Origin of the sequence: Marinilactibacillus sp. XAAS-LB27 (assembly GCF_036039175.1) — a bacterium.
GTDB lineage: Bacteria > Bacillota > Bacilli > Lactobacillales > Carnobacteriaceae_A > Marinilactibacillus.
In genome coordinates, this window is sequence record NZ_JAYXKP010000001.1 from 659,356 (window position 1) to 683,379 (window position 24,024).

General features: G+C 37.5%; 22 protein-coding genes. 1 reads left to right on the forward strand and 21 read right to left on the reverse strand.

The window, feature by feature from the left end; genetic code table 11:
• The first annotated feature begins 106 nt into the window (after positions 1–106).
• Entirely contained in the window at positions 107–1,096 is a 990-nt protein-coding gene (locus VXN63_RS03180; protein WP_327756500.1) for a biotin--[acetyl-CoA-carboxylase] ligase, read from the forward strand.
• A gap of 83 nt (positions 1,097–1,179) precedes the next feature.
• On the opposite strand, the gene pnp is transcribed toward VXN63_RS03180, so the two are convergent.
• From pnp to VXN63_RS03285, 21 genes are all read right to left on the reverse strand, one after another.
• Positions 1,180–3,303 carry a polyribonucleotide nucleotidyltransferase gene (gene pnp / locus VXN63_RS03185; RefSeq protein WP_327756501.1) on the reverse strand — a complete coding sequence of 708 codons (2,124 nt, stop codon included), beginning with the start codon at positions 3,301–3,303 and terminating at the stop codon, positions 1,180–1,182.
• Positions 3,304–3,585: 282 nt separating this feature from the next.
• Complete coding sequence (gene rpsO / locus VXN63_RS03190) at positions 3,586–3,855, reverse strand: 30S ribosomal protein S15 (RefSeq protein WP_327756502.1); 270 nt, start codon at positions 3,853–3,855, stop codon at positions 3,586–3,588.
• 168 nt (positions 3,856–4,023) lie between these two features.
• Entirely contained in the window at positions 4,024–4,650 is a 627-nt protein-coding gene (gene pyrE / locus VXN63_RS03195) for an orotate phosphoribosyltransferase (protein WP_327756503.1), read from the reverse strand.
• A 1-nt stretch (position 4,651) separates the two neighbouring features.
• Entirely contained in the window at positions 4,652–5,362 is a 711-nt protein-coding gene (pyrF, locus tag VXN63_RS03200) for an orotidine-5'-phosphate decarboxylase (RefSeq protein ID WP_327756504.1), read from the reverse strand.
• Positions 5,352–6,287: a dihydroorotate dehydrogenase gene (locus VXN63_RS03205; protein WP_327756505.1), complete on the reverse strand. Its 936-nt coding sequence runs from the start codon at positions 6,285–6,287 to the stop codon at positions 5,352–5,354. The genes pyrF and VXN63_RS03205 overlap by 11 nt, the downstream gene beginning before the upstream one ends.
• Before the next feature lie 14 nt (positions 6,288–6,301).
• Entirely contained in the window at positions 6,302–9,484 is a 3,183-nt protein-coding gene (carB, locus tag VXN63_RS03210) for a carbamoyl-phosphate synthase large subunit (protein ID WP_327756506.1), read from the reverse strand.
• Complete coding sequence (locus VXN63_RS03215) at positions 9,477–10,556, reverse strand: carbamoyl phosphate synthase small subunit (protein WP_327756633.1); 1,080 nt, start codon at positions 10,554–10,556, stop codon at positions 9,477–9,479. The genes carB and VXN63_RS03215 overlap by 8 nt, the downstream gene beginning before the upstream one ends.
• A 12-nt stretch (positions 10,557–10,568) precedes the next feature.
• Complete coding sequence (locus tag VXN63_RS03220) at positions 10,569–11,846, reverse strand: dihydroorotase (protein WP_327756507.1); 1,278 nt, start codon at positions 11,844–11,846, stop codon at positions 10,569–10,571.
• A gap of 9 nt (positions 11,847–11,855) precedes the next feature.
• Positions 11,856–12,779, reverse strand: a complete 924-nt coding sequence (locus VXN63_RS03225; protein ID WP_327756508.1) for an aspartate carbamoyltransferase catalytic subunit — start codon at positions 12,777–12,779, stop codon at positions 11,856–11,858.
• Positions 12,780–12,969: 190 nt separating this feature from the next.
• On the reverse strand, positions 12,970–13,515 hold the full coding sequence (gene pyrR / locus VXN63_RS03230) for a bifunctional pyr operon transcriptional regulator/uracil phosphoribosyltransferase PyrR (RefSeq protein ID WP_327756509.1): 546 nt from the start codon (positions 13,513–13,515) through the stop codon (positions 12,970–12,972).
• A gap of 301 nt (positions 13,516–13,816) precedes the next feature.
• Positions 13,817–15,802, reverse strand: a complete 1,986-nt coding sequence (gene uvrB / locus VXN63_RS03235; RefSeq protein ID WP_327756510.1) for an excinuclease ABC subunit UvrB — start codon at positions 15,800–15,802, stop codon at positions 13,817–13,819.
• A gap of 122 nt (positions 15,803–15,924) precedes the next feature.
• The gene (gene rpsT, locus VXN63_RS03240; RefSeq protein ID WP_327756511.1) at positions 15,925–16,176 is read right to left on the reverse strand and encodes a 30S ribosomal protein S20; all 252 of its coding nucleotides are present in this window, start codon (positions 16,174–16,176) and stop codon (positions 15,925–15,927) included.
• A gap of 169 nt (positions 16,177–16,345) precedes the next feature.
• On the reverse strand, positions 16,346–17,392 hold the full coding sequence (gene holA / locus VXN63_RS03245) for a DNA polymerase III subunit delta (protein ID WP_327756512.1): 1,047 nt from the start codon (positions 17,390–17,392) through the stop codon (positions 16,346–16,348).
• Between the two features lie 13 nt (positions 17,393–17,405).
• Positions 17,406–19,733: a DNA internalization-related competence protein ComEC/Rec2 gene (locus VXN63_RS03250; protein WP_327756513.1), complete on the reverse strand. Its 2,328-nt coding sequence runs from the start codon at positions 19,731–19,733 to the stop codon at positions 17,406–17,408.
• 59 nt (positions 19,734–19,792) lie between these two features.
• Positions 19,793–20,290, reverse strand: a complete 498-nt coding sequence (locus tag VXN63_RS03255) for a ComE operon protein 2 (protein WP_327756514.1) — start codon at positions 20,288–20,290, stop codon at positions 19,793–19,795.
• 99 nt (positions 20,291–20,389) lie between these two features.
• Positions 20,390–21,040 (reverse strand): helix-hairpin-helix domain-containing protein, encoded by a 651-nt coding sequence (locus VXN63_RS03260; protein WP_327756515.1) that lies wholly within the window; start codon positions 21,038–21,040, stop codon positions 20,390–20,392.
• 115 nt (positions 21,041–21,155) lie between these two features.
• Positions 21,156–22,244 carry a SepM family pheromone-processing serine protease gene (locus VXN63_RS03265; RefSeq protein WP_327756516.1) on the reverse strand — a complete coding sequence of 363 codons (1,089 nt, stop codon included), beginning with the start codon at positions 22,242–22,244 and terminating at the stop codon, positions 21,156–21,158.
• 21 nt (positions 22,245–22,265) lie between these two features.
• A complete protein-coding gene (gene coaD / locus VXN63_RS03270; RefSeq protein ID WP_327756634.1) occupies positions 22,266–22,751 on the reverse strand; it encodes a pantetheine-phosphate adenylyltransferase in 486 nt (161 codons plus the stop codon).
• Between the two features lie 2 nt (positions 22,752–22,753).
• Positions 22,754–23,311: a 16S rRNA (guanine(966)-N(2))-methyltransferase RsmD gene (rsmD, locus tag VXN63_RS03275; RefSeq protein ID WP_327756517.1), complete on the reverse strand. Its 558-nt coding sequence runs from the start codon at positions 23,309–23,311 to the stop codon at positions 22,754–22,756.
• A gap of 8 nt (positions 23,312–23,319) precedes the next feature.
• Positions 23,320–23,655 (reverse strand): YlbG family protein, encoded by a 336-nt coding sequence (locus VXN63_RS03280; protein WP_225744261.1) that lies wholly within the window; start codon positions 23,653–23,655, stop codon positions 23,320–23,322.
• Positions 23,656–23,741: 86 nt separating this feature from the next.
• A complete protein-coding gene (locus tag VXN63_RS03285; RefSeq protein WP_442915287.1) occupies positions 23,742–24,014 on the reverse strand; it encodes a DUF1507 family protein in 273 nt (90 codons plus the stop codon).
• Between the last annotated feature and the right edge of the window lie 10 nt (positions 24,015–24,024).

A 24,024-nucleotide genomic window follows, 5' to 3' on the forward strand; every position in this document is an offset into this window, starting at 1 on the left:
AAATTCCTTATTTCCTACTAATCTTCTACTTAGGAACGAGTCGACTTTCTCTTTTAGTATCTGTATACTTTACTACTATAAACTTGAAGGAAATGGAGATCAAATCATGGTTCCTCAAAACTTAAAAGCTATTCATCTGGATTACTTAAACAGTGAGCCCACTCATTCTGCTTCAATAATAGAAGTTAGTGAGGCTTGTTCATGTTCTGAAAAAATGACAAAGAAGGTATTAGAAGAACTATCAGAAGATGGAATGCCCATCAAATTTGACTTTAAAACGGTTACGCTCTTGAACCCTATTTTATCTAAAACGTCTATTATAAACCAGCTGGAAACTGAAAGAATTGGTCATCATATAATACTTCTTCAGTCAGTTGATTCTACAAATGACTATATCAAAAAGCATCTGAGTTCATTAAATCATGGTTCCTTAGTTCTTGCCCATGAACAGACAGTTGGAAAAGGACGGTTAGGACGACAGTGGTCTTCCCCTGCTGGAAAAACAATATCGATGAGTCTACTACTCAAACCTTCAAATCAAAAGCTCCGTTACTCTATTTTGACACAAATGGCCGCTGCTGCACTTGTCCAATCTTTATCAGCTAATAATATTCAGGCAGAAATCAAATGGCCCAATGATGTGTTGGTCCATAAAAAGAAAATATCTGGCATTTTAACTGAAGCAGAATATTCAGGAAGTCAACTTGAAGGCATCATTATTGGTATAGGAGTCAATACCAATCTGGATAAAGAGGATATTCCGCTATTCTTAAAAGAAAAAGCCAGTTCTCTTAAAATAGAAGTCGAAACAGTTGATCCAAACAAGATTATTTCTAAATTTTTAGAGTTTTTTGAAACCTATTATGAATCTTGGCTCTCTGATCAGGACTCGAAGCCTTTTTTAGATGTTTGCAGAAAACACTCCGCTTTGATCGGGCATCAATATTGGATTGAAGACACAGATAGTAGAAGAAAAGCTTCTATCGACTCTCTAGATGTTGATGGGGCCCTAGTCGTAACTTATTTAGATACTTCTGAAACAACGCCACTCATTTCCACTCATTATTCTATTCGAGGGGACAATGGATATATCTGAATCCAGAATACAATAAAGCACCCTTTTATCCATCAACTGATTTCAGTTAGATTTTAAAAGGGTGCTTTATTTATTAGCTTAAGTTATTCTGTTTCAGTTTCTGGTTCTTTCGCTTCAAGAACAGCTTTTCTAGAAAGGTTTACTCTTCCCATTTTATCAACTTCTGTTACTTTAACTTCAAGAACATCCCCAACGGAAATCACATCTTCAACATTCTTGATATATTTATCAGAAAGTTCGGATACATGGACTAATCCATCTTTTCCTTTGATAATTTCTACAAATGCGCCGAATTTTTCAATTCTCTTAACGGTTCCTTTGTAAATTTTTCCAACTTCTACTTCTTCAGTCAATTGTTCGATAATTTCGATTGCACGTTTGATTGCATCTGCATCTTGACCATATATTGAAACAGTACCCTCTTCATCAATATCAATCTTAACATTTGTCTCAGCGATGATTCCATTAATTGTATCTCCGCCTTTACCAATAACCACTTTGATTTGTTCTGGCTTGATTTTGATTGATTCGATTTTTGGTGCATATGCACTCAATGCAGTGCGTGGAGTTCCAATAGCCGCTTCAAGATTATCAAGAATCTCAAGACGAGCTTTTTTAGCGGAAGTCAATGCTTCTTCTAAGATCTCTCTAGTGATTCCTTCAATTTTAATATCCATTTGTAAGGCTGTAATACCTTCTCTTGTTCCAGCAACTTTAAAGTCCATATCGCCAAGGTGATCTTCTAGCCCTTGGATATCCGTCAGTACGGTGTAATCGTCACCTTCCATAACTAAGCCCATTGCAATACCGCCAACTGGTGCTTTGATCGGTACTCCAGCGTCCATTAAAGCAAGTGTTCCTGCACAGATACTTGCTTGAGAAGAAGAACCGTTTGATTCAAGTACTTCTGCTACTAAACGAATCATATATGGGAATTCTTCTTCACTTGGAATCACTTGTGCTAAAGCTCTTTCTCCTAAAGCTCCGTGCCCAATTTCACGACGACCTGGTCCTCTTACTGGTCCAGTACTCCCTACAGAAAATTGAGGGAAGTTATAGTGATGGATAAATCTCTTACTGTTTTCACTTCCAAGACCATCAATAATCTGGTGCTCATTAAGTGGTGCAAGTGTGGCAACAGATAGTGCTTGAGTTTGTCCACGAGTAAACAGTCCCGAACCATGAACACGAGGAAGAATAGAAACTTCTGATTCAAGTGCACGGATCTCATCGACTTTACGTCCATCAGGTCTAATGTTTTCTTGAGTAATCAAACGACGTACTTCATCTTTTTCCATATCAGAAGCAATTGCTTTAACATCTTTCATCATGCTGTCTTTTTCTTCATGATCAGCTAGTTTTTCTTGATAAGCTTCAATAATTTCTTGCTTAACAGCTTCTGTCTTTTCAGATCTTTCTTGCTTATCGAAAGTTTGAATGGCTTCTTTCATTTTATCGTTATAAGCTGACGTGATTTTTTGTTTAAGATCTTGGTTTGGAACAGAAAGGATCACTTCCATTTTCTCTTGTCCAAGTTCTGCTACAATTTTTTCCTGGAATGCTACAAGTTCTTTAATTGCATCATGTCCAAAAAGTAATGCTTCTAACATATCTTCTTCTGATACTTGTTCTGCTCCACTCTCAACCATGTTGATAGCTTCTTTAGTACCCGCGACAGTTAAATGAATATCAGACTGTTCTGTTTGCTCTTCAGTTGGGTTGATGACAAGTTCTCCGTTCACTCTACCAACATTTACGCCAGCAATTGGTCCATTAAACGGGATATTTGAAATACTTAATGCTAATGACGAACCAAGCATTGCTGTCATTTCTGGAGAATTGTTAGGATCAACAGACATAACGGTGTTTGTGATTTGAACTTCATTACGAAATCCTTCAGCAAACATTGGACGTAATGGTCTATCAATTAGACGAGCAGTTAAGGTTGCATTTTCAGAAGGACGTCCTTCTCTTTTGATAAATCCACCAGGAATTTTACCAACTGAGTACATTTTTTCTTCGTAACTAACCATTAACGGGAAAAAATCACGATCGCTAGCTTGGTTGCTTGCTACTGCAGCAGTTAATACGACAGTATCTTCATATCTAAGTAATGCAGCACCATTGGCTTGTTTGGCTAATTGACCGATTTCTACTGTTAGAGTTCTTCCACCGATTTCGGTTGAAAATACTTTTTTATCTGACATTATATTCTCCTTTTGATCTTTATTGACAGGAAGTTCGTTCTACTAAACAAATGTCATTTTTCCTTTAAAAAAATCACATTTGCATAGTAGAGAATCAAATCTTCCCGATTTTTCCAAATTTTGACTATAAAGAAAGCGAGATTCAAAAGAATCCCGCTTTTTTTATAAACCAAATCCAGCTTATACATCCGGATTCGCTATTAAGATGATGGCAGGCGTATATATATCTTTACCCGCATATCCATCTAACTTTTATAACTAAGCGGTTTATATAGCCTTTTATTAACGACGTAGTCCTAAACGTTGGATCAATTCACGGTAACGTGTGATATCTTTGTTACGTAAATAAGCTAACAAGTTACGACGGTGACCGATTTTTTTCATTAGTCCACGCATAGAGTGGAAATCTTTTTTATGTCTTTGAGCATGCTCATTCAATTCGTTGATATCAGCAGTCAATACAGCGATTTGCACTTCTGGAGAACCAGTATCTCCTTCGTGACGAGCATATTCTGTCATGATTTGTGTTTTAAGTTCTTTTGTTATAGCCATTTCACTACACCTCTTCCTCTTTTTTTTGAATCCAGTTACTGAGATAACGTTGGTGTTACGCCTATCCAAGTAATGGTCTGTGTTCTAAAGTATGAATCAAACGGGAAGTCTTTTTCAGTACTAAAGCACTTTATAAATCTTACAGCACTTCATACTAAAAATCAAGTATCACTGCCAACTTTTAGGATCCTTTTTCCATTCCATCAAGCTCGTTCGATCACTATCTTTAATTCTACCTGATTCTAAGGCTACTTGTATCATTTCAGAGTACGTGGTGATGGTCTTCAGGGTAACTTGTAGCTCATCGAATGCATACGTACTGATATCTAATTCATAGGTGAAAATTGCTGCTACACCCAATACTTCCGCGCCTTCTCTTCTAGCTTCTTGAACAGCATTGATGACACTGCTGCCAGTAGAAATCAAATCTTCGATGATGACCATTTTAGCATCTGGTTCAAAGGTTCCTTCAATTTGTTTTCCTTTTCCATGCTTTTTTGCCGAGCTTCTAATATAAACCATTGGCAAATTTAATTTCTGTGCTATCCAGGCAGCATGTGGGATACCTGCTGTGGCGGTTCCTGCTATGACTTCTACTTCTGGGTAATATTGATTGATAATCGAAACAAATGCTTCAACAATTGTATTTCTGATTTCTGGATAACTCATAGTGATTCTATTATCACAGTAGATTGGACTCTTCATTCCACTTGTCCAAGTAAATGGATCATTAGGCTGTATTGAGACTGCTCCGATTTCAAGCAGATCTTTGGATACTTTCGCTGAGTAGCTCATATCATTCTCCGTTCCAATGTTTTAATATTTCTTGATAAGCAGTAGCCGGATCTTTTGATTTAGTGATGGATCGTCCTACTACAATATGTGTCGCTTTTTCTTTCTTTGCTTCTAATGGAGTAGCTATTCTTTTTTGATCGTCTGTTAGATCTCCTGACAATCTGATACCCGGTGTAACACGCAAAAATTTTGGTGCAGTCACTTGTTCAACTTTTTTTGCTTCATGTACCGAACAAACGACACCATCAATACCAGCAAAATAAGATAGTCTAGCATAATTCAACACGCTCTCTTCAAGTGTACCAGTTACCTTTTGTTCTCTTCGCATATTTTCTTCAGTCGTACTCGTCAATTGGGTTACCGCTATGAGTAATGGCTTTTTTGATCCTGATTTGTTTCCAGCTATCAGCCCTTCTTTAGCTGCTGCCATCATCTCTACGCCTCCAGCAGCATGAACATTCACCATGTCCACTCCCAAACTAGCTAAGCCTCTCATTGCCTTGTAAACCGTTGTAGGAATATCGTGAAGTTTAATATCTAAAAATACATCATGTCCAGATTCTTTTAACTGTTTTACGATTTCAATACCTTCTTGATAAAACAATTCCATCCCGACTTTAACGTTAAGAGATTGTTTGGAGAAGTGTGTCAGGAAACTCTCTACTTCTGCCTTTGTCGAAAAATCCAGTGCGATAATAGGCTTATTGTCCATTGTTTCTCTCCTTTTTCACTTCAGAAATCAGAAATTCTATTGAAGGGATGCCTAACTCATTTAATCGTTTAGGCAATTCAGCTATAATCTGCTTCATAATCAGAGGATTTCTATACGTCGCTGTTCCAATCGCTACTGCAGACGCTCCGGCAAGTAACATTTGCAAAACATCATCAGTCGACTGAACACCACCCATACCTATAATGGGTAAATCAACTTCTTGAGCGATCTGATAAACCATACGAATAGCTATTGGTAGGACACTTTCTCCAGATAGTCCACCCATGACATTTCCTAGGACTGGTTTTCTGGTCGTAACATCAAATTGCATACTTAAAACCGTATTGATTAAGGTTATACCGTCTGCTCCACCAGATTCAGCTGCTTTTGCAATCGCTACGATGTCTGTAACATTTGGTGATAGTTTTATATAAACCGGTAGTGTCGTCACTTTTTTTACTGCTTCTGTGATTTCTCTAACCTTTTTTGCATCTGTTCCAAAGGCTAGTCCGCCTTCTTTTACATTCGGACAAGATACATTGATTTCTAGAGCTGAAATACCTTCTGATTCACTAAGTTTCCTTGCTACTTGAGCAAACTCTTCTACTGTTTTCCCAGCAACACTTGCCATAACGGGTGTGTTGTACTGATTTAAATTAGGAATCTTATCTGAGAGAACTTTGTCTACTCCAGGATTTTTCAAACCTACCGCATTCAATGCCCCATGCTCCATCAGAAAAAATCTAGGATCTTCGTTTCCAGTTCTGGCTTCTTTTGTTGTGGATTTGAGTACTATTGCTCCAAGCGTATTATAGTCATATAGATCATGATACATGTCTCCAAAGCCAAACGTGCCACTGGCTGGCATGATCGGGTTCTTCATATTCAATCCTGGTAGAGATACAGCTAAGTTTTCCATGTACATTCCTCCGTGAACTTTTATAGTGCGCTAGTAGAAAATGATCTAGACTCTAGTACGCTTAAAATGGCAGATACTGTGTCCAGTGAAGTCATTAAAGGAATGCCCTTTTCAATCGAGGCTTTACGAATATAGAACCCATCAGTTATTGCTTCTATATTTTTGCCCATTGTGTTGACAACAAGATCTACTTGGTTAGCTTGAATTAAGGTTAAAACGGGTTCTTCTGTCTGTTCAGTCGTTTTTTCTGCTATAGATTCAACTAATATGCCTTTATTTTTCAATACTTCCGCAGTACCCACAGTCGCGATAATGGAATATCCAGTTTCTCGGAATCGTCTGGCAAGTTCAATCCCTTCTTCTTTATCTTCATTTGCTAATGTCATCAAGACTTTTCCGTGATCAGGCAAATGCATGCTACTCGCTTCAAAAGCTTTATATAAAGCTTTCTCAAGTGTTCTGTCACTTCCCATGACTTCTCCAGTTGATTTCATTTCTGGTCCGAGTGATGCATCTACTCGGTGTAATTTTGAAAAGCTGAAAACAGGTGCTTTTACATGTACGAGTTTCGGCTCTTTGTGAAGACCACTTGTATAGCCTTGGTCCTTCAAAGATTGTCCAAGAATGATCTTTGTAGCAACTTGAGCCATAGGTATACCTGTAACTTTACTCAAGAAAGGCACTGTCCGGCTTGCTCTTGGGTTGACTTCAATAACATATACTTGGTCTTCATGAATGACAAACTGAATATTCATTAATCCAAAGCACTTTAATCCTTTGCTGAGTTTTTCAGTATAATCAACGATGGTATTTTTAATCTTATCTGATAGGTTTTGAGGCGGATATACAGCCATGGAATCTCCTGAATGCACACCTGAACGTTCAATGTGTTCCATAATACCTGGTATCAGAACGGATTCTCCGTCACAGATAGCGTCTACTTCTACTTCTTTACCAATTAGATAACGGTCAATTAGTACTGGGTGTTCAGAAGATAATTTGACTGCACCATTCATGTAGACTGAAAGATCCGTTGTATTATCCACAATCTGCATACCTCGTCCGCCTAGAACGTAACTTGGTCTCACTAAAACTGGATATCCAATCGTTTCTGCAATCGCTAAGGCTTCAGCTTCTGTACGTGCTGTGTCCCCTTCAGGTTGCGGTATTCCAAGGCTCTTCAATGCTTTTTCGAATGCATTCCTATTCTCAGCACGGTCCAAGTCTTCAACAGTGGTTCCCAAAATCTTAACTCCGCGTCTTTCTAGTGGTTCTGCTAGATTGATGGCTGTCTGTCCACCAAATTGTACAATAACACCCTCTGGTTGTTCATGGTCAATGACATTCATCACATCTTCAATGGTTAAAGGCTCAAAATAAAGTTTATCTGATATGGAGAAATCCGTTGATACCGTTTCTGGATTATTGTTCATAATAATGGCTTCGTACCCTGCCTGCTGGATTGCCTTGACAGAGTGAACCGTTGCATAGTCAAATTCTACACCCTGACCAATCCGAATAGGTCCTGATCCTAATACTAAAATAGATTTTTTGGCTGTACGGATACTTTCTTGTTCTTCTTCGTAAGTACTGTAAAAGTATGGGGTTGAAGAATCAAACTCTGCAGCACAAGTGTCGACGGTTTTGTAGACTGGTAAAATCTGTGCTTTTTTTCTTGTATTCGCAATGTCTTCTATAGTTGTTCCCCAGACTTCAGCAATTTTATAATCAGAAAATCCATATTGTTTTGCGTAAGTCAATATATCCAAGTCGTAGGGTGATTTTTCTAGCATTTGTTCGATTTCTACAATGTGAAGTAATTTATCCAGGAAAAACAAATCAATTTTTGTTAGTTGTGCTAGTTCTTCAATTGGGTAAGATCTTCTGATCGCTTCAACAAGGTAAAAGAGGCGATCGTCTTCTGCTTTAACGATTTTGTCGATCAATCGCTGATCATCTATTTGCTTGCATTCTTCGAGCTCGACGTGTTCTGCACCTATCTCCAGTGAGCGTACAGCCTTCAAAAGACTTTCTTCAATGGTTCTTCCAATAGCCATAACTTCCCCAGTAGCTTTCATTTGAGTTGTCAGTCTACGATCCCCTGATTCAAATTTATCAAAAGGCCATCTGGGAATCTTTGCGACAACATAATCTAATGCTGGTTCAAATTGAGCATACGTCGTTTCTGTAACAGGATTTTTCATTTCGTCGAGTGTCAGTCCAACGGCAATCTTAGCTGCTAATTTAGCGATTGGATAACCGGTTGCTTTACTTGCAAGTGCTGAAGACCGGCTCACGCGAGGATTCACTTCTATGATGTAATAATTAAAACTATCTGGATCCAGCGCTAGTTGAACATTACATCCACCTTCAATTTCTAACGCTCGAATAATTTTGAGGGATGCGTCTCTTAGCATTTGATACTCTTTATCCGTTAAGGTTTGGCTAGGTGCCAGTACGATTGAATCCCCGGTATGAATACCTACTGGATCAAAGTTCTCCATATTACAAACAACCATTGCGTTATCGTTTCTGTCCCGCATGACTTCGTATTCAATTTCTTTGTACCCTGCGATACTTCTTTCCACTAAACATTGATGAACTGGAGATAATTTGATACCGTTCGCTACGATTTCTCTCAGTTCTTCTTCATTATCACAAAGACCGCCACCTGTTCCGCCCATTGTAAAGGCAGGACGAACAATTAGAGGATATCCAATTTTTTCTGCAAAGCCAACTGCTTCATTAATGGAGTGGACAATTTCACTATCAGGAACAGGTTCATTCAATTCATGCATGAGTGTTCTAAATAAGTCTCTATCTTCTGCTTGATTGATCGCTGATAGCGTTGTTCCAAGTAATTCAATATCCAATTCTTTTAATATCCCACTACCATCTAATTCAATAGCCATATTCAGCCCCATCTGTCCACCAAGAGTTGGTAGAATTGCATCTGGGCGTTCTTTTCTTAAAATTTTAGAAACAAATTCCAGTGTCAGTGGCTCCAGATAGACTTTATCTGCGATTTCTTTATCGGTCATAATTGTAGCTGGATTGGAATTAACCAGCACAACTTCATATCCTTCTTCTCTGAGTGCCAAACAAGCTTGTGCTCCAGCATAATCAAATTCCGCTGCTTGTCCGATAATGATTGGTCCCGATCCAATAACTAGAATCTTATGAATATCGTCTCTTTTAGGCATCTTTATTCCCCGCTTTCCAAGAATCCATCAGTTCTGTGAACTGATCAAACAAATCTTCTGCATCATGTGGTCCAGGTGCTGCATCAGGATGATACTGTACACTAAATACCGGATGAGTACGGTGTCTTAATCCTTCTATCGTTCCGTCATTAATCTCAAGATGTGTCACTCTTAATTGATTAGGGTCAATGGATTCTTTCTCCACTGAATATCCGTGATTTTGAGAAGTAAAAGCGATTTTTCCAGTTGCGATTTCTTTGACTGGATGATTAAATCCTCTATGCCCAAAATTCATTTTGTATGTTCTAGCGCCATTGGCTAGAGCAATTAATTGATGCCCTAAGCAAATTCCAAATACTGGAACTTGTGGTTGAATGGCTTGAATCATGTTTAGTACCTCTGGAAGATCCGTTGGGTCTCCAGGACCGTTCGTTAGCATAACGCCATCTGGATCAAGATTCATAATCGTTTCAGCTTTCGTATCATGTGGAAGAACAGTTACGTGACAAGAGCGTTTGTTCAGTTCATGCAAAATACTGTGTTTTAAGCCAAAGTCAATGACCACAACTTTTCTGCCATTATCTGGACTCACATAAGGGCGAGTTGTTGAAACTTGCGCGACTTGATCATGATCAAGTTCTGTTTCAGCTAACTTTTTTAAATACTTTTCGACATCTTCTGTAGCATCCGTTAAGATTGCTTTCATAGCCCCATGTTCTCTAATAACTTTAGTTAATCTTCTTGTATCTACCCCTGAAAGTCCTGGGATATCTTTTTCTTTTAAAAATTCATCTAAATTCATCTGACTACGCCAGTTAGAGGGCCTTCTAGCATATTCTTTGACGATGACTGCTTTTGTAGTTGGAAAGACAGATTCATGGTCATCGCGGTTGATTCCTGCATTTCCTATTAGTGGATAAGTAAATGTCAGTAGTTGTCCATTATAAGAATGATCCGTGATGGATTCCTGGTATCCTGTCATACCTGTGTTGAAGACCACTTCTCCAATCGTTTCTTTGTCTGAACCAAACCCGTATCCCTTAAAAATATTCCCATCCTCTAAAATCAACATTCTTTTTTTCAACTAGATTCCCTCCTGGTATACAACTTTTCCATTTACAATCGTTAGATACGTATCTCCAGCGATGTCCCAACCAATAAATGGTGTGTTAGACGATTTAGATCTTATCGTCTCTTTTGAAATCTTCGTTTTATTTTCTAAATCAAAACAAGCAATATCTGCCGGAGAACCAACCGCTAGTCTACCGACTTTAAAACCAAATACTTCTGCAGGTTTTATCGTCATCCAGTCAATCAGCTGTTCAAGTGTGATTTTATGCGTTTTAACTAGATGAGTGTAGAGTAATGAAAAGGCTGTTTCACTGCCGATAATTCCAAATGGTGATCCAATCATTGACCCTTTTTTCTCGTCTTTACTATGCGGAGCGTGATCTGTTGCGATTATGTCAATTGTCCCATCGAGTAAGCCTTCCAAAAGAGCTTCTTGATCGTCTTTGCCTCTAAGTGGTGGATTCATTTTATACAGCGTATTGTCTGACGGAATGTCTTGTTCTGATAGTAGTAAATGATGTGGTGTAACTTCGGCTGTAACATTGATTCCAGCTCTTTTAGCTTCTCTAATAACTCTGACGCTTTCCTTTGCTGATACATGGCAAATATGATAGTGAACACCTGTTGCTTCTGCTAAAAGCACATCCCGAGCAATCTGAGTGGACTCCGTTAGTTGGCTCATTCCGGGTAAGTTCAATTCTTTGTTTCGAATCCCTTCGTGCATCACACCGCCACCAAATAGTAACGAATCGTCTTCTGTATGAGCAACGATTGCAACATGATTTCTAGCAGCTTCTTTCATTGCTTTATACATGGTTGCTGCTGATTGAACGCCTACGCCATCATTTGTAAAGGCAAAAGCGCCTGCTTCTATTAAAGCCTCTTGATCTGTAAGGGTCTCACTTGTCAGCAATTCTGTGATAGGCGCATACTGCTTTACATTTACTAGTGCTGTGTCTTTAATCAACTGTTGTATTCTCTGCATCTTTTCAGGAGTATCTGGAGCTGGGTTTACATTAGGCATTGCACAGATCGTTGTAAATCCTCCTCGAGCAGCTGCAGCCGATCCTGTTTCAATCGTTTCTTTATATTCAAATCCAGGTTCTCTAAGGTGAACATGTACATCTATCAGACCTGGTACAACCAGCTTTTCTTGAACGTCAATGACTTCTCCCCCATCAGACGAGAGTTGGTCTCCTATTTCTTTTATTTTCCCGCCTTCAATCAAAATATCTTGAATCTGCTTTGAGTGACCTATCAAGGTATGCGCATTTTTTATCAGTAGTGTCATTGTATCCTCCTAATATTCGTTCAGTAGTGAATCGATAATGGCCATTCTAGCGTAAACACCATTTTCCATTTGCTTGAAAATCCTTGAACGTTGGCACTCAACTAATTCTGTTGCAATCTCTACACCTCTATTTACTGGTGCCGGATGCATGATGATTGAGTTTTCATTCATTCGTCTTTCACGTTCCTTAGTTAATCCATATTCTTTTAAGTAACCCTCTTTAGAAAAAACTTGTCCATGATTGCTATGCCGTTCGTGTTGTACTCTAAGTAACATCAAAACATCTACTTTGTCGATGAGCTCATCCATTTCTACATAAGTTCCATATGCATGAAGTGACTCATCCATCCACTCTGCTGGGCCTGTAAAGTAAACTTTAGCACCTAGTTTATTCAGTATTTGCGCGTTACTTTTTGCTACTCTGGAATGTCTTATGTCTCCAGCAATCGCTATCTTCAAGTCCTGAAACGTTTTGAATTCTTCATAGATAGTCATTAAATCTAAAAGCGATTGGCTTGGATGCTGACCGGCTCCATCTCCACCATTCACAATCGAACACCTCAAGTTAGGTATACTAATCAGTTCTTCGTAAAAAGCTTCTTGTCCATGTCTGATCACGATAAGATCTACCCCAATCGCTTCAAACGTTTTTACAGTATCATATAAAGTTTCGCCTTTTTTTAGGCTACTATTTTCAGGAGAAAATTCTAAAACTTGTATGCTTGATTTTCTCTCTGCCATTTCAAAGCTCTTATGTGTGCGTGTACTGTCTTCAAAAAAAAGATTCACTGCATAACGATCATGAAATTGGGCAGTCATCTGACCCTGTTTAAATTTTAATGAATGATCAATCAGTGTCTGAATCTGATCGGGTGTAAAATCATTTAAGGTAATAAAATGTCTACGTTTAAGTTGTTGCACCCCATTTTTCATTTTCAAGTTCCTCTCTTTTTTGATTTTATTTACAAAAAAAGACCTGAGCCAGATGCGCGTCAGGTCTGAGGATAGTCTGCTTCCATTAATCTGGTAAAGAATCTTTCACAAGTGTGATAGCTTCTTCAATCCTTCTAATGGATTCCTCAGTGACCTTTAGTGCCTCTCTGGACTACTTTTTAAAGTTCACTTATGATTTAGTTGGTTTGATGATTGTAACAGTATCTTTGTCATCGACTTCTTTTAAACAGACTTGAATTGACTCATCGTTAGCGGTTGGAATATTTTTCCCTACAAAATCGGCTCTTATCGGTAACTCTCTATGTCCACGGTCAATCAACACAGCAAGATAAATTCTTTTCGGTCTACCGCTATCAATAACTGCATCTAATGCTGCACGTATTGTACGACCTGTATATAACACATCGTCTACAATTACGACTTGCTTGTTTTCGATCGAAGTAGCAATATCCGGTGCCGGAATGGTCGTTGTTTCATTTTTATGATCATCACGGTAATTAGAAATATCTAACTCTCCGATTTCAACTTTATGTCCTTCTAATTGTTCAATTCTTTGAGCAATGCGTTGAGCGAGGAATACGCCTCTTGTTTTTACACCAAGAAGAACTAAGTTGTCAATTCCCTTATTTTTTTCAATGATTTCGTAAGTAATTCTCGTCAAAGCTCTTTTGATTGCGACTTCATTGATTACTTCTATTTCCTGACTGTTCTGCATATTGACTCCTCCAAATTTGTTTTTACTTTTCGTTAATGATCCGAATCGAAGCAACATATGAACGCCAACAGACAAAAAAGCTCTCTTATCCTTGTGCGATAAGAGAGCTTCCTAATGATTTGTTAGGTTTAAAGATGAAGATACACTTCACCTGTGAATCTCCACTAAAAGCTTATAACTACTGCTCTCAATGAAAATTCTGCTCCTTATTAGCCTCACAGGACTACTTGTTAAAGGATATCTATTAACTTTTCATTTACTCTACAGGTCTTTTAAACAAAAGTCAACAGTCTTCTGTTGATCACTTAGGAAATTTCGTTTTAATTTCCAGAACCACATCACGAAGCTGAGCTGCTTTCTCGAAGTCCAGCTCTTTCGCAGCTTGTTTCATTTCGAGTTCCATTGTCTCGATTAGTTCTCTTCTTTCTTCTCTCGAAAGTTGTTTGAACGTATCTTCTGTCAAGTCTTCCCCGTCTTCGATAATTGTAGAAATCTTGATAAGATCTCGTACTTCTTTCTTGATCGTCATTGGGGTAATCCCATGAACACGGTTATATTCTTCTTGAATTTCACGTCTACGCTCAGTTTCTTCAATCGCTCTATTCATTGAGTCTGTTCGTTTATCAGCATACAAGATGACTCGACCATTCTCATTACGCGCAGCACGTCCCATTGTCTGTATCAAAGAACGCGTACTTCTAAGGAAACCTTCTTTATCTGCGTCAAGGATCGCAACCATTGAAACTTCTGGTACATCTAACCCCTCTCGAAGCAAGTTGATTCCGATTAGTACGTCAAATTTACCTATACGCAAATCTCTGATAATTTGTGTTCGCTCGAGGGTCTTGATATCACTGTGAAGGTACTGAACTTTGATCCCAACTTCTTTTAGATAGTCGGTCAAATCTTCAGACATTTTCTTCGTTAGTGTCGTAATAAAGACTCTTTCATTTCTTTCTATTCGTAGATTGATCTCTTCAATTAAGTCATCGATCTGTCCTTTGATCGGTCTGATCTCAATAATTGGATCAAGAAGTCCTGTAGGTCGGATAATTTGCTCAACAATTTGAGTTGACCGTTCCATTTCATAATCTGCTGGTGTGGCAGAGATATAGGTAATTTGAGGAACTCTTTCTTCAAACTCTTCCAGACGAAGCGGTCTGTTATCCAATGCACTTGGCAATCTGAAGCCGTGTTCTACAAGTTGTTGTTTCCTTGCACGGTCTCCATTATACATGCCTCGAATCTGCGGCATTGAAATATGAGACTCATCCACGATGAAAAGTGAATCTTTTGGAAAGAAATCAAGTAATGTATACGGAGACTCTCCCGGCTTTCTTCCATCCATATGTCTAGAATAATTCTCAATCCCTGAACAATAACCCATTTCCATCAGCATTTCAATATCATAATTCGTCCGCTGCTCTAAACGCTGTTCTTCAAGTAACTTGTTATCTTCTTTCAGCTCTTCTAGTCTTCCACCTAATTCATCTTTTATGGACTCGATTGCTGATCTCGTCTGTTCGTCATTTGAAACAAAGTGGGTAGCTGGGAAAACAGCCACATGTGAAAGATCTGCTTTAACCTCTCCTGTTAGTACATCCACTTCTCTTATCCGTTCAATTTCATCTCCGAAAAATTCGACTCTGATCGCTTCACTTTCTCTAGAAGCTAAGAATATCTCAACAATATCTCCTCGAGCACGGAATCTACCTCGTTGAAAGTCGATATCATTTCTTTCGAATTGCATATCAACTAATCTTCTGAGTACAGCATCTCGGCTGATCTCCATGCCTGATCTAAGAGACAATACATGTTCTGCGTAATCTTTGGGATTTACAAGTCCATAGATACAAGAAACAGAAGCAACTACGATCACGTCTCTTCTTTCTAATAGTGAACTAGTAGCCGAATGTCTTAATTTATCTATTTCATCGTTTACTGATGCATCTTTTTCAATAAATGTATCGGTTGAAGGGACATAAGCTTCTGGTTGATAATAATCATAATAACTTACAAAGTATTCTACCGCATTGTCAGGAAAGAACTCTTTGAATTCTGAATATAATTGTCCCGCAAGTGTCTTGTTGTGTGCAATAACAAGAGTCGGTTTATTGACTTGCTGGATAACGTTCGACATCGTAAATGTTTTTCCAGTACCCGTAGCCCCTAGTAAGACTTGTTCTTTCTGACCTTCTTTGATTCCTTTAACGAGTTTTTTGATTGCCTCTGGCTGATCTCCACTTGGCTCATAGACAGATTGTAACTTAAATTGATTCTCAGACATTCTTTATTTCCTCCTAAACCTAAACATACATTCGTATTAATAATAATACCACAAAAGGTCAAAAAAAGTTCTCCTTTAGACTGATGTCTGAAAGAAGAACTTTTTATACGAACTTAAGGTCATTAACCTAATTTTTTAGATAAACGAGACTTGTCGCGAGCAGCTTTATTCTTGTGGATTAATCCTTTAGACGCTGCTTGGTCGATAGCTTTAGCAGCTGTTTTAAATAATTCAGCTGAGTTATCTTGTCCAGCTTCAACCGCAGTTAAATATTTTTTCTTAGTGCTACGCATAGCTGACACTTGCGCAACGTTGTTAGCATTCTTTTTAGTATCTTGACGCTGACGTTTAATAGCTTGTACCATATTTGGCATTCTGAAAACACTCCTTTATAAAATTTCTTTAAATCCAGTTCATTCACTATAAAACGTACATTTCTGTTCGTTTTTCATCGAATGAAACCTTCTCTATTCAGTTGTTTTTCAACATTCTCCATTCTACATGATACGAATCGTTTTTGCAATATTTCATGCAGAAACTTATTTAGTTTACTTGTAAATGTGACTGATCATCAGAAAATTTCAAAATAAATAGTTCAACTTGAAGCTCTGGATTTACTTTACCTGATTTGATTAAATAGTCTGCATCTATAAGATGGTGATGGGCTTTAGAGAGTATCTTCTGTTCAAATTTCTTTTCTTTTTGCAGTGCAAGTTTCACCCTGAAAGGATGTACTTTTAAGATTTTTGCAATGTCAGCTTGCTGGTAACCTTTTCTTCTCAAAATTTTCACTTGAAGTAACAATCGAAATTGACCGATCATCAACGCTATTATTTTAATTGGGTCTTCTTTTTGCGTCAACAGATCCTGATAAAGTTCAACGGACTCCTGAACCTTTTTACTCAGCACCAAATCATTTAATTCAAAAATGTTCTGTTCAAGTGTTTTAGGAACTAGTTGCTCCACCGTAGATAAGTTGATCTGTTTATCTTGATGATGATAAATCATCAGTTTATCTAATTCAGTCATACTTTTGGAAAGATTCCGATCAGTGAGCTGAATCAGTTTATCTAGTGCATCCGAATCAATAGAATATCCTTCAGTCTCACATGTAGACTTCACAAGATCGTAAACGGATTTTTCATTTAGCGGCTCAATATTGATGATTTCAGCTTGCTTCAGCAGGGTTTTAGTTATTTTTTTTCGTTTATCCAGTTTTTCATAAGCTGCAAATATAACTAGTACTGAAAAATCAGATGGATTTCCTAGATAGGATTCAAGATAACTCATATCGTGATCGGGGCCATTGGTTATCGTTTTACCAGTTAAGAAATAAGGAGACTGTACAAAGACAAGCCTTTTATCTCCAAAGAATGGAAAGGATTCAGCCTCCTGTAAAGCTACATCAATCGTTGTTTCTCTCATATCGAACTGGCCAAAATTGAACTCAGAAACTTCATCATCCAATACTGAATTGATAAACGCAAATTTCACCTTCTCACTTAGATATTGTTCCGTTCCCTGAACCAGATAAACGGCTGAGTATGTTTTATTTTCTATTGCTTTGATTTGTTTTTTTAACTCAATCATCCTGAGCTCCTCACTAATTTGTATCATCATGATGAGGTATTACTTGTATCATACGATCATCATTAAGGTTAATAAAGGGGAAAGCATAATATTCGTACAGGACGGCTCCTTTTAGGTCTGTTCTGTAAAAATCGATTGCTCTATCTTCTAATCGATTCAACACTTCAGGGTTTGGATGTCCATAGACGTTGTTCACACCGCTCGAAATCCACCCTATTTTCGGTTCCAAAGAATCTAAAAAAGTTTCTTGTGAAGAAGTCAAACTTCCATGGTGAGCTACCTTCAAAATATCCACTGTTAAGTTTGGATAAGTTCGGATAAGTTCATCTTCTCCGTTCGCTTCAAGATCTCCTGTGAATAACCACCTGTATCGACCGATTTTACCATACAAGACCAATGAAGCCTCGTTTTTATTTTGATTTTCTTTTACATTTATATTATGATCCGGATAAATGACTTTCAACCCAGGACCCAAGGCACTTTCTAGGTCCCTACTTAAAACAGTGAGTTGAATCTTTCGTTTTTTGAACTCTGGCATCAATGCTTCAAGTGATGGATCCAAAAAGGTCGACTGAGTAGCTAAAATTTCTTGTGTCTGTATATCTTGAATGATTTCTTCAAGAGCTCCAATATGGTCAGCATCAGCATGTGAAAGATAAATTTGATGAAGTCTGTTTACACCTTGCGATTTTATAGTCGGTAAGACAATATCTTCCCCTACTGCAAAAGGTGTTTCTTTTTTTCTCCACTCTTCTACTGATTTCCATTCCACTAGTCCACCAGTGTCAATCAAATAATTGCCTTTACCAAATGGCTGTTTGATCAACAGTGCATCTCCTTGACCAATGTCTATCATCATAACTTTGCCAACAGGCGACAATTGTTCTGAAAATAATCCTACAAAAAACAAAAGACATCCAACTAGGATCATACCCTTCTTACTATAACCTCTATTTTTTTCTAAAGAGATCAACAACATTATGATACCTAAGCTTAAAAAAATCATGCCGACTACTGACAGTCTACCGACTACAAAAGAAAAATCATAGCTTTCGCTCAAAAGTTTGACACCTAGTTCTATGCCACTCAGTAATTGATCTGAAATAGTATTAATCCACTCAAATAATGTCCACTTACTGATTAAGATACCCACAATAAACAAACTCACCAATAACGGCAACAGCAAATAAGAGAATAGTGGAATAAAAAAGAAATTCAGTAGAATAACAATCCAAGAAAATTCAAAGAAATGAAAAGATAGTACTGGAATACTCACAATTGAGAGCGTGCAGTTCAATACAATCATTTGCTTTAAGGGTGACATCGACTGAATATTTTTCTGATTTGAAAGTAAAATCAACAGACAACTCAGTAGATAACTTAACTGAAAACCAGCAGAATAAATTTGATAAGGATCAATCAGTATTGCCAACATCAATGTTAATGCCCAATTATCCAGTGACGACGATGGATGCTTTAGTAGTGTAAACACTGTAGCAATCAAAGCTTGTACAATGGCTCGAAACACACTGACTCCAAATCCAGAAAGATATCCATAAATGGGCAAGAATACGAGTAGCCAGATAGCTGTTGTCTCTTTTGTTAATCCGCATTTTAGTAAACCATTTCTTATTAAGGCAATCATAAATTGGATATGCAACCCTGATATACTTAAAAGATGAATCACACCTAGATTTCGATAGTTTTCCAAAGTGGATTCGGACATTGCTCTCTTGTCTGCAAAAAGCAACGTTTTTACATAGGTACTCGTTTTACCGGATAGAATCTGATCAAGAAATTTCAAGAAATCTGTTCTTACTCTATCCACTCGATATGAAAAAGGCATACCAGTCTTTTCTTCAGGTAGTTTTTCTATAGTATCTGCTTGAAAAATCCAATAAATTTGGTTTCTGTATAAATATTTTCTATAATCGAACTGATTAAAATTTCGCGCTTGATTTGGTTTTGATAATGAACCAGTCAGTTCAACATAATCAGAGAAAGAATTTGTTAAAAAGTCACTCTTCTCTGCTTCCGACTGGATTTTATAGGTAATGATCACTTCCTCAGCACGCTCATTATCTAGATGAACCAAACCCGTAAATCTAAGTCGATCCCCATCAATATCAACAGTGCTTTTTTTGATGAGCACACGAATCGTTTGTATATCTTTATTTAACCATGTTTTTTCGTTATGTGTCTTTACCATAATCAAACTACAGAGCATTAACGCGACAAACACCGAAATGACCAGAATTTGACCATTTCTGGTCATAATCAAGCGTATAATGACGACTATTACTACTGCCACATACAGCGCCGAAAAGTTTTCTAAGACCATCGTTATCATTGCTAACGAAAGTACGGCCGGAAAGATTAGAAAACCTTTTATTTCAAGTTTTATGAAAGCGTATGATCGGGTTTTGAATCTGAATTATAAAGATGCCCTATATTTTGAAACAAGTCACTTGGAACATCTACCTGTTCGACATCAATTTTAGCATGCTCCAAAAGTTTCAAAGCATAATCATTATTGTGGTAATCTCTCAAATAATATATCTTTTGAATACCTGCTTGTATAATCGTTTTCGTACACTGTAAACATGGAAAGTGCGTCACATAGATATCGGAACCCTCTGTCTTAACACCAAATTTAGAGCATTGTAAAATAGCATTAATTTCGGCATGAACTGTTCTTACACAGTGTCCATCTACTACATAACATCCATGTTCAATACAGTGTACGTCTCCACTTACAGAGCCGTTGTAGCCACCCGAAATAACCCTCTTTTCTCTAACAATGGTGGCACCTACGGATAGTCTGGTACAAGTACTTCTCATAGCTAGCAACATACTCTGTGACATGAAATATTGATTCCATGGGATTCTATCTGTCATCTTTTTTCCTCACAATCTTTACTGGTTTTAAAACCAATAATGCGTTCCTACGTCTATATAGTATACAAGAGAGTATTTTGCATATCAATCACTCAAAGGTTAATCTACCACAATATCTTCTTTTATAGATTCAAATATTTTTTCTCCAATACCCGATATATTCTTTATTTCTTCAATCGTCTTGAATCGACCATTTTCTTCCCGGTAATGGACGATTGACTGCGCTCTAGAGTCTCCAATTCCGTTGAGCTGTGTTAATTCTACTTGGTCAGCAGTATTGATATTTACTTTATTTTTTTGAGTTTCATTATTCACTCCGGTGTCAATGTTTGTAAACTCTTCTTCACCGATTGCTGGTATATAGACCATCATCTGATCAACAAGCACAAGCGCTCTGTTGATCGTTCGATCATCCGCCTTTTCTGTTACGCCTCCTGCTTCTATAATCGCCTCTCCTAATCGCGCGCCTTCTTTTAAAGTATAGACACCCGGATTGACTATTTGTCCTTTGAGCTCAATAATAAGCTCTGATGATTCACTAATGTTTTCTTCTGCCTCATCATTAAAGGTTTCTTCTGCTGAAATACTTGTATCAGAAAATAGTTCTGTTAATTCTTCTTCTACAAATGTCTCAGGTTTATTTACAGCAAACACTAAGAATAAAAACAGTCCTAGAATGACAAAAGTAAAACATACGATATAGTAGGTTAACGGCGGCTGATTTTTTAACCAATAGATGAGCTTTTCCATTTATCCTCTCCTCCATTTTGACCTTCTATTATATATACTGTTTTACTTTTATAAAACTAATGAACAAAAAAATAAGGAGATCAAGTTTTTCACCTGATCTCCTTATTTGAATAATTTATGCAGCAATTAAATGAACTAGGTCTTTATCAGAAGACAAATGAGCTACAGGACTCAAATTTTCCAGATATTCGACGGCATCGCTAAACGTTTTAACTGGTACGATTACCATATCTGTATCAATATCTTCTGCAGCTTCTACAGCGACTTCATAATTTGTTTTATAATCAGGGTAGTCTTCCTTCAGTTCAGCAGACAGTTCATCATCTGGAGCGAAGAAAACAGTTGCGCCTTCTTTATCAGCAGCAACGACCTTTTTATCAATTCCACCAATAGGTCCAACAGTTCCATCATCTGAAATGGTTCCCGTTCCTGCAATGGTTTGTCCCTCTCTCAAATCAGAGTCCGTAATCATTGAATAAATTTGTAGAGAATACATTAATCCAGCAGAAGGCCCGCCTATTTGACCGGAATGAATGGTCACTTCCGGATCTGTTACGACGGTAGACTGATCAACTAAAGAAATTCCAATACCTGGTTCTCCAGTTTCTTCTAACTCAATCAACTGTCCTTCAGATACATTCTCTACGCCATCACGTTCGTAATGAATTGTAACGGTATTGCCCACATCTTTAGATTTAATATAGTCCATAAATTGGTCTGTATTTTCAAATTCTAGCTCATCCACAGAAGTAATCGTATCTCCCATTTGAAGAGATGACGAGAAGTTTGAGTTTTCAGTTACACTCATAACATAAACACCGTTATAGGTCAGATCATAAGGTAGCTCTGCAGCATCAAATGCAGCAACCACTGCTGAATGAACTGAACTATCCATATAGTACTTCTGCAATCTGTTGTACGCTTCGTAGTCATCTATTTCTCCAAAAAGTTCTGCTTCGGTGACGACATCATTATAGGGCAAAAACTGGAATAGGTAAGAAAAAGGCGTAGCTTGAAGAATTTCAACCGTCGTCATCATGAATTTACCCGGTTCTTCAGAATAGGCTCCTTCAACTTCTACTACGGGATTGAGATCTAAAGCGCCACCCGGTCTTTCAATATAATAAGGAATAGGCCTTAAAAAAAATAAATAGCCGAATCCTAGTATCACGACAAGTTTTATCCATAAAGGTATCTTTTTCAATCACTTTCCCTGCTTTCCTAGTTACCTATTCTTTTGCTTTATCTGTTTTTCTACGTTTTCAGGAACCAATCCATGGATGTTTCCTTGAAACTTTGCAACTTCCTTAATCAAAGAAGAACTGACAAAGCGATACTGTTCATCTGACATTAAGAAAACTGTTTCAATATCTTTGTTTTGAGTTTTATTCATTGAAGCAATATCCATCTCGTATTCCATATCTTTAATAGAACGGATACCCCTAATCATGGCTTTGACTTCTAACTCTTCTGCCAGATCAATTGTTAGACCACCCTTATGTTTCAACACCCTCACATTTGAGTTTGGTAATTGAGATTCAAGTGAATCAATGATCATCTGCATTCTTTGATCAACATCAAATAAAGGTTGTTTTGAAATATTTTCGCTAACAGCAATAATGACTTCATCGAATAGCGTAGATGTTCGTTTGACGATATCTAAATGTCCATTCGTAAATGGGTCAAAACTACCTGCATATAGAGCCTTCATACTCACTCATGGCCTCCTCTATAAACGGTGATTCTTGTTGACCCATAGATTTTTTGTTTTGTTGTACTGAAAGATCCTATAGATTCAGGTAAAATAGTGTTTTTATCTGTTTCACATAAAATCATTGAAGTTGAGCCAATCAGTTTTCTGTTTTCAAGATCTTTAACAACCTCTTTAATTTCTTGCAGTGCATATGGGGGATCCAGGATGACCAATTCAAATGATCGCTCGGCTGTTTCTAATTCTACTATGGCTTGACGATCTTTTTTCTTCAAAACTGTGAATTTTTCAGGTTCTTTTGTCATCTCGACATTCTCTTGAATAACCTTGATTGCTTTGAAATTAGAATCTACTAAAATCGCCCGATCCATGCCTCTTGATACAGCTTCTATTCCAAGAGAACCACTTCCAGCATACAAATCTAGTACGGTTCCTCCATCAAAATAAGGACCAATCATGTGAAATACAGATTCTTTGATTTTATCGGTTGTTGGTCTAGTAGTCGTTCCTGGTACTGCTTTTAAAGGGCGACCACCATATTCTCCAGATATCACTCTCATTTTTAACCTCAGTTCCAGCCAGAAGAAAGCTGATTAAATATAGAAATTTCTTTACTTTCATCTTCTTTTTTTCTTTGAGCTGCGAGTACTCGAACTTCATCAAGTACGCCGTCAAATGTCTTAGGCATTTCACATTGATAAGATTCTTCAACTTTTTTTACAAAATGTTGCTTGGAAAGATTTTGTTGAACAGACTCTTTATCCTTTTTATCTATATACAAAATAGCATAATTCATTTTTTTTGAGACATAATGGACTAATCCATATCGTTTCAATTTATTGATATATTTGGTTGTATAGACCCATACGACTAAACAGGATCTTTCATTTTGGTCTTCTAACATTTAATTCTCTCCTCGAAACGATTGATTTCACCTATTATAACAAAAAAATCCACTCAATATGAGAGGATTTTAGTATTTTCTTTTTCTCATTCTTTTAATTCGTCGTAAGCTTCATTGATTAGATCATTCAGATGTTTCTCCAGTTCACTCAACATGAGCTGACCTTCTTCTTCATCTAATATCCCCATAGAGGATGCAAATTCAATTTTTTTTGAGAACCCAAACATTTGTGTATCAATAACCTCTTCAAAAGCAGGGCATGCCACACATAAGTGTTTTTGATTTTCGATCAAAGTAGAAATCTTACTAGCGTCTTCCATTAAAATATCTTTAGCAAGTGCATTTCGCAGACGATCCACTCTGTAGCCC

Bases quoted from the DNA above. Each gene is read 5' to 3' on its own strand.
- VXN63_RS03220 (WP_327756507.1), bottom strand. From the start codon at position 11,846: ATGACACTACTGATAAAAAATGCGCATACCTTGATAGGTCACTCAAAG.
- uvrB (WP_327756510.1), bottom strand. From the start codon at position 15,802: ATGTCTGAGAATCAATTTAAGTTACAATCTGTCTATGAGCCAAGTGGA.
- pyrR (WP_327756509.1), bottom strand. From the start codon at position 13,515: ATGCAGAACAGTCAGGAAATAGAAGTAATCAATGAAGTCGCAATCAAA.
- VXN63_RS03205 (WP_327756505.1), bottom strand. From the start codon at position 6,287: ATGTACATGGAAAACTTAGCTGTATCTCTACCAGGATTGAATATGAAG.
- VXN63_RS03255 (WP_327756514.1), bottom strand. From the start codon at position 20,290: ATGACAGATAGAATCCCATGGAATCAATATTTCATGTCACAGAGTATG.
- VXN63_RS03180 (WP_327756500.1), top strand. From the start codon at position 107: ATGGTTCCTCAAAACTTAAAAGCTATTCATCTGGATTACTTAAACAGT.
- pyrE (WP_327756503.1), bottom strand. From the start codon at position 4,650: ATGAGCTACTCAGCGAAAGTATCCAAAGATCTGCTTGAAATCGGAGCA.
- VXN63_RS03250 (WP_327756513.1), bottom strand. From the start codon at position 19,733: ATGGTCTTAGAAAACTTTTCGGCGCTGTATGTGGCAGTAGTAATAGTC.
- VXN63_RS03225 (WP_327756508.1), bottom strand. From the start codon at position 12,779: ATGAAAAATGGGGTGCAACAACTTAAACGTAGACATTTTATTACCTTA.
- holA (WP_327756512.1), bottom strand. From the start codon at position 17,392: ATGATTGAGTTAAAAAAACAAATCAAAGCAATAGAAAATAAAACATAC.
- VXN63_RS03260 (WP_327756515.1), bottom strand. From the start codon at position 21,040: ATGGAAAAGCTCATCTATTGGTTAAAAAATCAGCCGCCGTTAACCTAC.
- pyrF (WP_327756504.1), bottom strand. From the start codon at position 5,362: ATGGACAATAAGCCTATTATCGCACTGGATTTTTCGACAAAGGCAGAA.
- VXN63_RS03280 (WP_225744261.1), bottom strand. From the start codon at position 23,655: ATGTTAGAAGACCAAAATGAAAGATCCTGTTTAGTCGTATGGGTCTAT.
- carB (WP_327756506.1), bottom strand. From the start codon at position 9,484: ATGCCTAAAAGAGACGATATTCATAAGATTCTAGTTATTGGATCGGGA.
- coaD (WP_327756634.1), bottom strand. From the start codon at position 22,751: ATGAAGGCTCTATATGCAGGTAGTTTTGACCCATTTACGAATGGACAT.
- rsmD (WP_327756517.1), bottom strand. From the start codon at position 23,311: ATGAGAGTGATATCTGGAGAATATGGTGGTCGCCCTTTAAAAGCAGTA.
- rpsO (WP_327756502.1), bottom strand. From the start codon at position 3,855: ATGGCTATAACAAAAGAACTTAAAACACAAATCATGACAGAATATGCT.
- pnp (WP_327756501.1), bottom strand. From the start codon at position 3,303: ATGTCAGATAAAAAAGTATTTTCAACCGAAATCGGTGGAAGAACTCTA.
- rpsT (WP_327756511.1), bottom strand. From the start codon at position 16,176: ATGCCAAATATGGTACAAGCTATTAAACGTCAGCGTCAAGATACTAAA.
- VXN63_RS03215 (WP_327756633.1), bottom strand. From the start codon at position 10,556: ATGTTGATTTTAGAGGATGGGAATATTTTTAAGGGATACGGGTTTGGT.